This window comes from Agrobacterium salinitolerans, assembly GCF_002008225.1.
GTDB classification, from domain to species: Bacteria; Pseudomonadota; Alphaproteobacteria; order Rhizobiales; family Rhizobiaceae; genus Agrobacterium; species Agrobacterium salinitolerans.
Genome location: NZ_MRDH01000037.1, coordinates 339,292 through 352,113, shown reverse-complemented (window position 1 = coordinate 352,113; position 12,822 = coordinate 339,292). Strand labels below are relative to the sequence as shown.

Annotated in this window: 8 protein-coding genes and 2 tRNA genes; 8 read left to right on the top strand and 2 right to left on the bottom strand. The window is 60.7% G+C overall.

All coding sequences use genetic code 11. The annotated features are described in order from the left end of the window. The first annotated feature begins 163 nt into the window (after nucleotides 1–163). Both mnmA and BS627_RS21985 read left to right on the top strand, forming a co-directional pair. On the top strand, nucleotides 164–1,360 hold the full coding sequence (mnmA, locus tag BS627_RS21990) for a tRNA 2-thiouridine(34) synthase MnmA (RefSeq protein ID WP_077985344.1): 1,197 nt from the start codon (nucleotides 164–166) through the stop codon (nucleotides 1,358–1,360). Nucleotides 1,361–1,495: 135 nt separating this feature from the next. After that, nucleotides 1,496–1,572, top strand: a tRNA-Met gene (locus BS627_RS21985). 210 nt (nucleotides 1,573–1,782) lie between these two features. On the opposite strand, the gene BS627_RS24390 is transcribed toward BS627_RS21985, so the two are convergent. Both BS627_RS24390 and BS627_RS21980 read right to left on the bottom strand, forming a co-directional pair. Then, nucleotides 1,783–2,082: a hypothetical protein gene (locus BS627_RS24390; protein WP_131829435.1), complete on the bottom strand. Its 300-nt coding sequence runs from the start codon at nucleotides 2,080–2,082 to the stop codon at nucleotides 1,783–1,785. 289 nt (nucleotides 2,083–2,371) lie between these two features. Further along, a tRNA-Gly gene (locus BS627_RS21980) sits at nucleotides 2,372–2,446 on the bottom strand. 253 nt (nucleotides 2,447–2,699) lie between these two features. Here BS627_RS21980 and BS627_RS21975 point away from each other — a divergent pair. The 6 genes from BS627_RS21975 to pbpC all read left to right on the top strand — a co-directional run bounded on the left by BS627_RS21975 (nucleotide 2,700) and on the right by pbpC (nucleotide 12,822). Then, the gene (locus BS627_RS21975; protein WP_077985246.1) at nucleotides 2,700–3,209 is read left to right on the top strand and encodes a prolyl-tRNA synthetase associated domain-containing protein; all 510 of its coding nucleotides are present in this window, start codon (nucleotides 2,700–2,702) and stop codon (nucleotides 3,207–3,209) included. A 54-nt stretch (nucleotides 3,210–3,263) separates the two neighbouring features. Then, nucleotides 3,264–4,232: a thioredoxin gene (gene trxA, locus BS627_RS21970; protein WP_077985245.1), complete on the top strand. Its 969-nt coding sequence runs from the start codon at nucleotides 3,264–3,266 to the stop codon at nucleotides 4,230–4,232. A 69-nt stretch (nucleotides 4,233–4,301) separates the two neighbouring features. Continuing rightward, the gene (locus BS627_RS21965) at nucleotides 4,302–4,973 is read left to right on the top strand and encodes an LON peptidase substrate-binding domain-containing protein (RefSeq protein WP_162520637.1); all 672 of its coding nucleotides are present in this window, start codon (nucleotides 4,302–4,304) and stop codon (nucleotides 4,971–4,973) included. Between the two features lie 10 nt (nucleotides 4,974–4,983). Then, complete coding sequence (locus tag BS627_RS21960) at nucleotides 4,984–5,172, top strand: Trm112 family protein (RefSeq protein ID WP_003497541.1); 189 nt, start codon at nucleotides 4,984–4,986, stop codon at nucleotides 5,170–5,172. A gap of 118 nt (nucleotides 5,173–5,290) precedes the next feature. Next, nucleotides 5,291–10,747, top strand: a complete 5,457-nt coding sequence (locus BS627_RS21955; RefSeq protein WP_077985244.1) for an alpha-2-macroglobulin family protein — start codon at nucleotides 5,291–5,293, stop codon at nucleotides 10,745–10,747. After that, complete coding sequence (gene pbpC, locus BS627_RS21950; protein WP_165691353.1) at nucleotides 10,744–12,822, top strand: penicillin-binding protein 1C; 2,079 nt, start codon at nucleotides 10,744–10,746, stop codon at nucleotides 12,820–12,822. Before BS627_RS21955 ends, pbpC begins: the two co-directional genes overlap by 4 nt.

The following is a 12,822-nucleotide window of genomic DNA, read 5'->3' as shown; positions in this document are numbered from 1 at the left end:
TTCCGCCCCATACTTGCGTGCGCGGCCATTCCTTTCTATATGCAGCCCTTAAATCCGCAGGATGATGAGACAGGACGGCCAACGAATGGCCAGGTTTCTCCCGACGGATGACCGACAGGCGGCGGGGCCTTTACCCCCGTTATGACTGACGATGGGAAAAAACGTGAATACGCTCGATTTTGACAAGAGGCCGGAAGATACCCGGATCGTTGTCGCCATGTCCGGTGGCGTCGATTCTTCTGTGGTGGCCGGTATCCTCAAGCGTGAGGGCTATGATGTCCTCGGCATAACTCTCCAGCTTTACGACCACGGTGCCGCTGTGCACCGCGCCGGCTCCTGTTGCGCCGGGCAGGATATCGACGATGCGCGCCGGGTCTGCGAAACGCTCGGCATTCCCCACTACGTGCTGGATTACGAAGCGCGGTTCCGCGAAACCGTCATCAACCCCTTTGCCGAAGCCTATGCGATGGGCGAAACGCCGATCCCCTGCGTGGCCTGCAACCAGACGGTAAAATTCGCCGATCTGCTCGCCACCGCGCAGGAACTGGGCGCCGATGCGCTGGCGACCGGTCATTACATTCGATCGCGCCCCAATCCCGTTGCCGGCCAGCCGGGGCGGCGTGCGCTCTATCGGCCGATCGACAGCGACCGTGACCAGAGCTGGTTCCTGTTTGCAACCACGCAGGAGCAGATCGATTATCTGCGCTTTCCGCTCGGCGGCCTCTCCAAGGCCGAAACACGGGCGCTGGCGGAAGAGATGGGGCTTGTCGTCGCCAAGAAGGCCGACAGCCAGGACATCTGTTTCGTGCCGCAGGGCAAATATACCGATATCATCAACAAGCTGAAGCCGAATGCGGCATTGGCGGGCGATATCGTTCATCTCGACGGCCGTGTGCTCGGCCGCCACGATGGTATCGTGCATTATACGATCGGCCAGCGCCGTGGTATCGGTGTCGCGACGGGGGAGCCGCTTTATGTCGTGCATCTCGATGCGCGCGGCCGCCGGGTCATCGTTGGCCCGCGTGAGGCGCTGGAAACCCGCCGGGTCTATCTGCGTGACATGAACTGGCTGGGTGACGGCGAACTGGCCGTCGACGCCGGGCAGGGCTTTGCCTGTTTCGCCAAGGTGCGCTCCACCCGCCCGCCGACGGAAGCGGTGCTGCATGCGGACGAAAACGGCATCTATGTCGATCTGATGACCGGGGAGGCCGGTGTCGCTCCTGGACAGGCCTGCGTGCTTTATTCCGCGCCGGGGGCCGATGCCCGCGTTTACGGCGGCGGTTTCATCGAACGGTCGGAACGCTCAGTGGATGCCGAGGCGTCGCTCAAGGCGCTTCTCGAAAAACCGGTTGCCGCCTGAAACCATTCGCTTTTTGCCATGATGCGGAAAGCGAATTTTTTGCGCATCTTGCGCTTGACACTTTGGGGAGCGGCACCTTATAAGCCGCTCATCCTGATGGAACGGTCGGTCACATGACTGTCACGTTTCCCCTGTGGCGGGGTAGCTCAGGTGGTTAGAGCAGCGGAATCATAATCCGCGTGTCGGGGGTTCAAGTCCCTCTCCCGCTACCATTTTCCTTGATCTGAAAAATCCAGACCGCGCCGTTCTGCGCCCGTGTTTCGTTGCTTTTCCGAGGCGGAGAAGCGATTGATTCTGCCAGCAAGTTTCGCCCAAAAAAAGGGAAACCCGCTTACTGCAAAAATGCAGCCAGCGGGTCTCAACCTCTACCCCCTCCCACAAGGGCGGCTGCACAAAAGCACATTGAAAGAATTATGGCAAGATCAAGGCGACCATATTGTTGCTGTTGACGGTCCTGTTCGCCAATTTAGCGGCGGATGGCAGAGCGTGACCTGTTCCGTGTGCCGTTCATAAGGGGAGCGATAGGACACGATATTTTCGGTGCAGTTCATTTGTACGGGATTGGAATAGGTATTTTCGATCCGTTGCGGTTGATGATGTGTTTTGTGCGGTAAAACCCGTTCCTCACGATAAACCGTGGTATCGGCGGCATGCGATGTGCCGGGTATCGACGAGGCGGCGAATGCGGCAATCAAGAGAATTCTTCTGGGATATGCGGACATGGCTCTTCCCCACGTTGAACAACGCAGGAGAACGTGCTGTGCACATAAGCTGTTCCAGCGACATCGGCAAAAAAATGCCCGCTCAAGGCGGGCAATCAGAGGGGAACTGAGGTTAGGAGCCTCGCGTCTGAAACGGACATCTTCCGCATAAGTTCCGCTTGCGGAATAATTTCCGTCGCGCTCTGCGGATAGGCGGCTGCGAAGGCCAAATTTCAAGCCGCACGACACGGAACGATGCGCCGCGCGCGAACGACTATATTTAGAAGGCAATTCTATCTTTAGGGAAATTTGGAGCGGGCGAAGGGATTTGAACCCTCGACCCCAACCTTGGCAAGGTTGTGCTCTACCCCTGAGCTACACCCGCTCAAATCCACCGGTCCGGGGTAGTTCGCTGAACCGTGGGCCGCCAAGCGGCGACGGGCGCTATATCGCTCAATCGATTTTGGAATGCAACAGGGAAATGACAAAAACGCGAAAATTTCTTTGAGAAATGCGACAAGCGGCGGAAATGATTGAGAATTTTTCATCTCGCTGTTTTTTCCTGCGTTGCCAAGCGTCGGTTGCCCGCTTAATCAGGAAACAAGGATTGTGGAATCGGCAGAGACAGGCGGCAGGATATGGCGGAAAATTCCCGGAAGACGGCAACGGAGCTGTTCGAGTTTCTCGACGGACTCGGCATTTCCCACAGCACGAAGCAGCACGAACCGGTGTTTACCGTCGCCGAATCCCAGTCGCTGCGCGACCTCATTCCCGGCGGCCATACAAAGAACCTCTTTGTAAAGGACAAGAAGGATCAGTATTTCGTTCTGACCGTTGAGGAAAACGCGGTCGTCGATCTGAAAAGCGTTCACAAGACCATCGGTGCGGCAAGCCGTGTGTCCTTTGGCAGACCGGAAAAGATGCTTGAATATCTGGGCGTCGTGCCGGGCTCGGTGACAGTGTTCGGCGCCATCAACGACACGGACAGGCAGGTCACCTTCGTGCTCGACAGCGATCTTCTGGAAAACGAGTTGGTGAACGGCCATCCGCTTTCCAACGACCAGACGACAACGATCGCGTCCAAAGATCTCATTCGCTTTCTCGAGGCAACCGGACATGCGCCGCTTGTCTTGAAAGTCAGCGAGTGAGATACGATCTTTGCTTCAAATAAGCCAGATGACAGAAGTTTACGGGAGACCGGCATGAGCGGCGACAATAATCCTTACGGCGGTTCCTATAGCGGGCAGATGACTGCAAGTGCCCATCATAATGGCGAGCTGAACGGTGCGGCCTCCGGCCACATCAAGGACACCACGACGGCGGCTTTCTCCAGGGACGTTTTAGAGGAATCGCGTCGCCAGCCGGTACTGGTGGATTTCTGGGCGCCCTGGTGTGGCCCGTGCAAGCAACTGACGCCGGTGCTCGAGAAGGTCATCAACGAGGCGAATGGCCGCGTGAAGCTGGTGAAGCTGAACATTGACGATCACCCGTCGATTCCCGGCCAGCTCGGTATCCAGTCCATTCCGGCAATCGTCGCCTTTGCCGACGGCCGGCCCGTGGACGGCTTCATGGGCGCCGTGCCGGAAAGCCAGATCAAGCAGTTCATCGAGAAGATCGCCGGGCCTGACGCGGGCGACCCCAAGGCCGAGATCGAGGCTGTTCTGACAGAGGCCAAGCAGCTTCTGGCGGATGGCGATTTTAATGGTGCTGCGCAGCTTTTCGGCGCCGTCATGCAAGCCGATCCGGAAAATCCGGCAGCGATTGCCGGTATTGCCGAATGCATGATCGCTGCCGGTCAATATGAGCGGGCAAGCGAACTGCTCTCTTCGCTGCCTGCGGAACTCAACGAAGATGCGGGCATTCAGCTCGTTTCGAAAAAGATCGCGCAATATGAGGAAGCCCGCAAGATCGGCGACCCGGTGGCGCTGGAGCGCGAGCTCGCGCTCGATCCTGATCGTCACGAGGCGCGGGTGAAGCTTGCCAAGGTGCTGAATGCTCAAGGCCGGCGCGACGAGGCCGCGGACCATCTGCTATACGTCATGCGCAAGGACCGGACCTTCGACGATGACGGCGCGCGCCGCCAGCTTCTGGAGTTTTTCGAGGCCTGGGGCTTCAAGGACCCGGCAACCGTTGCCGGCCGCAGGAAGCTTTCGGCGATACTGTTTTCGTAGTGCGGGCATATCCCGGCTGTGGCGGTCGATCCGCCGGCCGGGCAGCAGTGAACAGGGGGCGTGATTCCCATGCATGTCGGAAATGCGAGATATGTGAAGAACGACGATCTGCCGGAAACCGTGCCGGTGTTTCCATTGCCGGGCGCGCTTCTTCTACCGGAAGGCCATCTTCCGCTCAATATTTTCGAGCCCCGATATCTCGCGATGATCGACTGGGCATTGTCCGGCCATCGCATCATCGGCATGGTGCAGCCCGCCCTGCATGTCATCGAGGCGGGGCTTGAGGGCGGTCCGCTGAGCGCGGTCGGATGCCTCGGCCGCATCACGTCCTTTTCTGAAACCGGTGATGGCCGTTATATCATCTCGCTCACCGGCGTGTGCCGTTTCCGTCTGTTGGAAGAGGTGGAGGCGGGCAAACCCTATCGCAGCTTCCGGCATGCGCCTTTCATCGCCGATCTTTCCGGCGAATACGATGAGGATGCGGTGGACCGTGAAAACCTGCTGCGGGTATTCCGCTCGTTTCTGGAGGCCAACCAGCTGGAAGCGGATTGGGAAAGCGTGGAAAGGGCGGGCAATCGCGTTCTCGTCAATTCGCTTTCCATGATGTCTCCCTTCGGACCGGCTGAAAAACAGGCACTGCTGGAAGCGCCTGACCTGAAGACACGGGCCGAAACATTGATCGCCATCACCGAGATCGTCCTCGCCCAGGGATCGGGCGAGGGCGGCAACGTGCTGCAATAGGATCGCCGCCATGGACGACAGGATGAGCAATGTCGATCCCAAGCTCCTGGAGCTTTTGGTCTGCCCTTTGACGAAAGGGCGCCTTTCCTATGACCGCGCCCGCAATGAGCTTATCTCCGAAAGCGCCAGGCTTGCTTATCCGATCCGTGACGGTGTGCCGATCATGCTGATTTCGGAAGCGCGAAAAATAGAAGACTGACCTTCCCGCTTAGCCGTCTTCGCACATTGCGCGTCGCGAATTGACGAAGATGCGTTGACAACCATGCGTGGATTTGACCAGAGTCCCGCCCGACATGTCTGTTGCGGGGAGAAAACTGATGTCGTTGCGCGCGCTCGTCCGGATTTCGCTGGTTGCGGTTTCCACCGCCCTGTTTTTCCCGCCAGCCATGGCGGCGGAGCCCTCCCGCAAGGTCGTTACGACCCAAAACGGCGATTATTTCGGCTTCGATCTGAGGACGGAGCAGAATGTCTCGCTGGAGCAATGCGGCGACATTTGCGTCGGCGATACCGCCTGCAAGGCCTTCACCTACAATCCCAAGGTGAAATGGTGCTTCCTCAAATCGGATTTCAATCAGCTGAACGCCTTCCCCGGCGCAGTGGCCGGGAAGATCGTGGAAGTGGCCACGGAAGCCGATATCGGCGCGCCGCAGCGCCTGTCCTTTGTGACCGACAGCCTGCAGCAGGAAGCGCGCCGGCTGAAATCCGGCCTTGCGGCGAATGAGGGCGAGGGCGAACAGGGCCTGGAAGCCCTTGTGCAGATCGCGCGGCAGCAGGCAGCAGCAGGCAATATTCCCGATGCCGTCACGACCTACAAACAGGCCCTTGCTATCACGCCTGACGATGGCGCGCTCTGGGCGGAATTGTCGGAAAAGGCGGCGCAGGTTACTGATAATTATTCCATTGCCGGGCAGGCGGCGTCTGCCGCCATCAATGCCTATCAGCTGAGCCGCACGGTCAGCGCCCGCACCGAGGCCCTGAACCGGCTGGCGAAGGCTTTTGAGCGAACCCAGAATTATCGCGCGGCGCTCAGTGCTTATAAGGAGAGCCTTGCACTTACCGACAATGCGCGGACAAAGGCCGCCTATGCCGATCTGCGCACGCGTCAGGGTTTCCGCGTCATCAACAATACCGTGGATACGGACAGTATCAGCCCGCGCGCCTGCGTGCAATTTTCCGAGCCGCTGGTGAAGAACGGTGTCGATTATTCCTCGTTCGTCACGCTGGACGGGGCCGCTCCCAAGGCCATCGAGGCGAAGGGAAGCGAGATTTGCGTGGAAGGCCTGACCCATGGTCAGCGTTACAAGATCGCGCTTCGCGCCGGCCTGCCGTCTTCAGTGGAAGAGCCACTGGAAAAGCAGGTCGATCTCGATATTTATGTGCGTGACCGCGCCGCCAGCGTTCGCTTTACCGGCGAGAATTTCGTGCTGCCGGGCACGGCCCGCCGCGGCATTCCAATCGTTTCTGTCAATGCCGACAAGGCGGACCTGAAGCTTTATCGCGTCGGCGACCGCAATATCACCTCGCTTCTTTCAAACTCGCAGTTTCTGACGCAAATGGACGGCTATAATGCCGACCGCATTGAAAACGAGATCGGCGAGCTTGTCTGGCAGGGGTCGATCGATATCCAGCCTGATCTCAACAAGGATGTGGTAACGAGCTTCCCGGTGGATGAGGCCTTGCCCGAGCGCAAGCCCGGAATCTATGTGCTGACCGCCGTGCCGCCGGGCGTAGCACCGGAAACCTGGGATTCGCGCGCCACGCAATGGTTCCTCGTATCCGATACCGGCATCACCACCTATGCCGGAACCGATGGTCTGAATGTTTTTGTTCGCGCCCTTGGCAGCGCAAAGCCGCTGGCAGATGTGGATTTGCAACTGCTCGCCAAGAATAACGAGGTGCTGGGCACGGCAAAGACCGACGCGGATGGGCGTGCGGTGTTCTCGGCCGGCCTGATGCGCGGTACCGCGGCACAGGCGCCGGCAATCCTGACGGCGCGCAACGGCGACAAGGATTACGTCTTCCTCGACATGACCCGCGCTGGCTTCGATCTTTCGGATCGTGGCGTGACGGGCCGTGCAGCCCCCGGCGCCATCGACGTGTTCAGCTGGACCGAGCGCGGCATTTACCGCGCCGGCGAGACCGTGCACGCCGCAGCGCTTGCCCGCGACGTCGACGGCAAGGCAATCGAGGATCTTCCGCTCACCTTCATCTTCTCGCGCCCTGATGGCGTCGAGGACCGGCGTTTCGTCAGCGATGGTAAGGCGCTGGGCGGCCATACGGTCGATCTGCCATTGCAGGCAAATGCGATGCGCGGCACCTGGACTTTGCGCATCCACACCGACCCGAAAACGGCTGCGATCAGCGAAAAGAGTTTCCTCGTCGATGATTTCGTGCCTGACCGGGCGGAATTCGACCTCTCCAGCAAGGCGAAACAAATCGATCCGGGCACGGAAACGGCAATCGACGTCGATGGACGTTATCTCTATGGCGCGCCCGCCGCCGGCCTGACGCTGGAAGGCGAGATCGCCATCAAGCCGACGCGCACCAGCGCCGATTTCGAAGGTTATTTCTTCGGTCTGGCCGATGAGGAGAGCGAAGAGGAAAACCGCACCACGCTTGCCGATCTGCCTGATCTGGATGAAGAGGGCAAGGCTAGCTTCAATGTCGATCTGACCGATCTGCCTTCCACTACCCAGCTTCTTTCGGCCAACATCACCGTGCGCATGCAAGAGGCCGGGGGCCGTGCCGTCGAGCGCTCGCTGACGCTGCCTATCAAGGCGGATGCGCCTGTCATCGGCATCAAACCGCAATTTTCCGGCGATCTCGCTCAAAATTCCGTTGGTCGTTTCCACATCATTGGCGTCAGTGCCGACGGCGCCAGACAGGCGATGAATGGCCTGACCTGGAAACTCATCAAGGTAGAGCGGAACTATCAATGGTATCGTCAGGGTAACTCCTGGCGTTACGAGCCGGTGGAATATACCAAGCAGCAGGAAACCGGCACCCTGTCCGTCGATGCCAATGGTGGCGAGATTTCCGTGCCTGTCACCTGGGGCCGCTACCGGCTGGAAGTGGAGGGCGCCGGCAATGGCGCGCCGGTTTCCAGCGTTGAATTCGATGCCGGTTTTTATGTCGAGGCAAGCTCGACGGAAACGCCGGATGCGCTGGAAATCGCTCTCGACAAACAGAGCTACAAGATCGGCGATACGGCCAAACTCAAGATTTCGTCGCGTTTTGCCGGCGAGTTGATGGTAACTTCCGGTTCAGAAAAGCTGATTTCCGTTCAGAATGCCGAGATCGGAACGGATGGCGGCGAGATCGATATTCCGGTCACCGAGGAATGGGGCGCGGGCGCTTATGTCACGGCCACGCTGTTCCGCCCGGGCGATGCGCAGGAAAGCCGTATGCCGATGCGCGCCATCGGCATCAAATGGCTCGCCGTCGATCCGGCCGAGCGCAAACTTGCCGTCACGCTTGGCGCGCCGCAGAAAACGCTGCCGCGCCAGCCGCTTGAAATTCCGATCACGGTCGCCGGCGCTGACGTGGGCGAAAAGGCCTATGCCATCGTTGCGGCAGTCGATGTCGGCATATTGAACCTTACCCGCTACGAGCCGCCGAAGCCGGATGAATGGTACTTTGGCCAGCGTCGGCTGGGACTGGAAATCCGCGACCTTTACGGCCGCCTGATCGACGGTTCACTTGGCGCCACCGGCCGGCTGCGCACCGGCGGTGACGGCGGACAGGTTGCTCTTCAGGGCAGCCCACCCACGGAAAAGCTCGTGGCTTTCTTTGCCGGTCCGGTCGAACTTGACGCTGACGGCAAGGCGACAGTCAGCTTCGATATTCCGCAGTTCAACGGCACGGCCCGCATCATGGCGGTGGCCTGGACGAAGACAGGCGTGGGGCATGCGGTTTCCGATGCCGTCATTCGCGATCCTGTCGTTGTCACGGCCAGCGCGCCGAAATTCCTCGCACCCGGCGATGTGTCGCAATTGCGGCTCGATATCGCCAATACGGATGGCGAGGCCGGTGATTACCGGCTGGATGTGACCAGTAATACGGCGCTGACGGTCGATCAGGGCGAGATGTCGCAAACTCTCGCGCTTCAGAAAGGCGGCAAGTCGTCGCTGACAGTGCCGCTGACGGGCGAACAGCCCGGCAATGGTGCGATCACCATCAAGGTCTCCAATGCATCGGGTGTCTCGCTGGAGCAGGTGCTGAATGTTCCGGTGCGCCCGGCCGTTCTGCCCGTTACGACACGGCGCGAAATCAGGATCGCGCCCAATAGCAGCCTGACGATCAACGGCGATCTTCTGGCCGATAGCATGCTTCTCGGCTCTTCCGTCGCGGTTAACGTGACGCGCTCGCCCGCTTTCGATATTCCGGCGCTGGTGATGATGCTGGACAAATATCCCTACGGCTGCGCCGAACAGACGACGAGCCGCGCTTTGCCGCTGCTTTACGTTTCGGAGCTGACGAAGGATAGCGGCATGGCTGAGGACCCCGATACCCGCAAGCGGGTGCAGGAGGCGATCTACCGCGTGCTGTCCTTCCAGTCGAGTTCTGGCAGCTTCGGTCTCTGGTCGCCCGGTTACGGCGATCTGTGGCTCGATGGCTATATCACCGACTTCCTGACCCGCGCCCGCGAGCAGAATTACGATGTGCCCGAAGCCGCCATGGTACAGGCGCTGAACAACCTGCAGAACGGTCTTTCCTATGACAGCAATGTCAAGGATCGCGGCAACGAGATCGCCTATTCGCTTTATGTCCTGGCGCGCAACCGCAAGGCGGCGATCAACGATCTCAGATATTACGCGGATACGGCGCTGGCCGATTTCGCCACGCCGCTCGCCAAGGCGCAGGTTGCTGCCGCCCTTTCGCTTTATGGCGATCAGGCCCGTTCGAAGGCCGTATTCGGCGCTTCGCTCGACATGGCAAGCCGCACCACCAATGTCAGCTTCGCCCGCGCCGATTATGGCTCTGCCCTACGTGATGGCGCGGCGACGCTGGCGCTTGCGGCGGAAAGCCGTCCGGTTCCGGCCGTCGTGCCGCAGCTTGCCGGTGCCGTGGCCAAGGAATGGGAAAAGAAGCCTTATACCAGCACCCAGGAACAGGCATGGATGCTGCTGGCCGCCCGCGCCGTGAAAGGCGAGGACAAGGATATTCGCCTGGATGTGAACGGTGACTTGCAGACCGGCGGCTTCGGCAAGCGGATGAGCGGCGATGAATTGCTGGCCGCCCCCTTGAAGATCGCCAATGCCTCGGCCGATCCGGTCACGGCTGTCGTCACCACGGTGGCGCCGCCGGCGCAGCCGCTTGCCGCAGGCGGCGAAGGCTTCACCATCACCCGCACCTATTATTCCATGGATGGCGAGGAGGTGAACCCGAGCGAGGTGATCCAGAACGAGCGTTACGTCGTGGTGCTGAATGTGGTACCGCAGAATAACTGGCAGTCGCGCATTCTGGTGACGGATCTGTTGCCCTCCGGTTTCGAAATCGACAATCCGAGCCTCGTCAATTCGGCAGCGCTTTCGAATTTCGACTGGTTGCCGGAAACGGAAGCGGCACATACCGAATTCCGCTACGACCGTTTCGTGGCGGCCTTCGACCGCTCGGCCGGCGACAGTTCGGAAATTGCGCTGGCCTATGTGGTCCGCGCCGTCACTCCAGGCACCTATGACCACCCGGCAGCTTCGGTTGAGGATATGTACCGGCCGCAATTTGCCGCCCGCACGGCAACCGGCCGCATGGAGGTGCGCTCGGCAAACCCATGAGGCGACGCAAGGCGATCATTGTCGGCATCATGACGGTCGCTCTGCTTATGGGCGGCGCGGCCTTCGGTCTCGATGCGCTGGACAAGGCCTATCCGCCGCCGCTGGACGCTGCGCAGCAACGCTCCTTCGAGGTTCTGGACCGCGACGGCAAGCTTTTGCGTGCTTTTGCGACACCCGATGGCCGCTGGCGACTGAAAACCACGGCGGCCGAAGTCGACCCACTGTTCCTACGCATGCTGGTGGCCTATGAAGACCAGCGTTTCTATGAGCATCACGGCGTCGATCCCTTCGCGCTTTTGCGCTCCGCCTGGCAATTGGTCAGCAACGGCCGGATCGTTTCCGGCGCATCGACGCTTTCCATGCAGGTGGCGCGGCTGATCGAGCCGCGCGCCGATCGGTCGTTTTCGGCGAAATTCCTGCAGGCCGCGCGCGCGCTCCAGATTGAGAGGCGACTCACCAAGGCGGAAATCCTCGATCTCTATCTGAATATCGCGCCCTATGGCGGCAATCTCGAAGGCGTTCGCGCCGCAAGCCTCGCCTGGTTCGGCAAGGAACCGGGCCGGCTCGATACGGCGGAGGCGGCCCTATTGGTGGCGCTGCCGCAATTGCCGGAAAAGCGACGCCCGGATCGTTTTCCAGAGGCGGCGAAACAGGCGCGCGAGCGCGTATTGCAACGGCTTGCCGTCGAGCGCGTCGTGGGTGAGGGGGAGGCGGAACGTGCGGCTCTTGCGAATACGCCTTCCAGCCGGCGCGATCTTCCGGCCTATGCGCCGCATATGGCCGTCGCCGCGCGGGTGAAATTCCCAAATACTGCCGCGGTGCGCTCCACGCTGAAACTGCCGATCCAGCGGGAGCTGGAGGGTGTCGCCCGCCATGCTGCGAAAAAGCTCGGCGACAGGGTCTCCGTCGCCATCGTCATGGCGGATGCGCAGAACGGCGATATTCTGGCGGAAGTGGGGTCGGCGGACTATCTCGATACGGCAAGACGCGGTTTCGTGGAGATGAGCCGGGCCATTCGCTCGCCGGGCTCCACCCTCAAGCCATTCATCTACGGCCTTGCCTTCGAAGACGGTCTTGTCGGACAGGAAACCATCATCGAAGACCGCCCGGCCGACTTTTCCGGCTACAGGCCGCGCAATTTCGACATGCATTATCAGGGCGATGTCAGCATCCGGCAGGCGCTGCAACTGTCGCTTAACGTTCCTGCCGTCAAGCTGCTCGATGCGGTCAGCCCCTCGGCGCTGATGGTGCGGTTCCGGCGGGTGGGCGTCAAACTCGCACTTCCCGCCAATGAAGCGCCCGGGCTTGCCATCGCCCTTGGCGGCGCGGGTATTTCGCTGGTCGATCTGGTGCAGCTTTATGCGGGGCTTGCCGGCGGCGGCGATCCCGTGCGGCTTGGAGACGGTGTCCGCTCCGCCCCGGAACGGCTGGAGAGCGACCGTTTATTCTCCGATGCGGCGATCTGGAACATCTCCGACATCCTGTCCGGCGTGCTGCCGCCGCTCGGCATGAAACAGCGCGGCATCGCCTACAAGACCGGCACCAGCTATGGCTATCGCGATGCCTGGTCGGTGGGTTATGACGGGCGGCATGTAGTTGGTGTCTGGGTCGGCCGGGCCGACAATGGCGCGGTGCCGGGCATTGCCGGTTATGCGACGGCCGCCCCGATCCTGTTCGAGGCTTTCGAAAAATCCGGCGTGGCGATCACGCCGATGCCGGCCGCACCTTCCGGTGTCGCGCGGGTCGCGGTCAATGACCTCCCCGCCAACCAGCGCCGTTTCACCACGACGGCCAGCGGCCTGCTTTCTGCTTCAAGACGTGAAAGCGCCCCGCGCATCGTTTACCCGCCCGAGGGCGCGCGCGTGGAGCTTTCCAGTCAGTCAGGCATCTCGCCGCTGGTGCTGAAGCTGCAGGGCGGGCGGGCACCTTTTCGCTGGCTCGCCAACGGTTTGCCTTTGCCGAATGCGTCCCATCGCCGCAACAGCGAATGGCGGCCCGAAGGTCAGGGATTTTCCACACTCACGGTGATCGACGCCGACGGACGTGCCTCGAGCGTGCGGGTTTTCGTCGAGTAA

What these genes read in the sequence shown, in the direction of transcription:
- pbpC (WP_165691353.1), top strand. Translation starts at nt 10,744, where the DNA reads ATGAGGCGACGCAAGGCGATCATTGTCGGCATCATGACGGTCGCTCTG.
- BS627_RS21975 (WP_077985246.1), top strand. Translation starts at nt 2,700, where the DNA reads ATGGCGGAAAATTCCCGGAAGACGGCAACGGAGCTGTTCGAGTTTCTC.
- BS627_RS21965 (WP_162520637.1), top strand. Translation starts at nt 4,302, where the DNA reads ATGCATGTCGGAAATGCGAGATATGTGAAGAACGACGATCTGCCGGAA.
- BS627_RS21960 (WP_003497541.1), top strand. Translation starts at nt 4,984, where the DNA reads ATGGACGACAGGATGAGCAATGTCGATCCCAAGCTCCTGGAGCTTTTG.
- BS627_RS21955 (WP_077985244.1), top strand. Translation starts at nt 5,291, where the DNA reads ATGTCGTTGCGCGCGCTCGTCCGGATTTCGCTGGTTGCGGTTTCCACC.
- BS627_RS24390 (WP_131829435.1), bottom strand. Translation starts at nt 2,082, where the DNA reads ATGTCCGCATATCCCAGAAGAATTCTCTTGATTGCCGCATTCGCCGCC.
- trxA (WP_077985245.1), top strand. Translation starts at nt 3,264, where the DNA reads ATGAGCGGCGACAATAATCCTTACGGCGGTTCCTATAGCGGGCAGATG.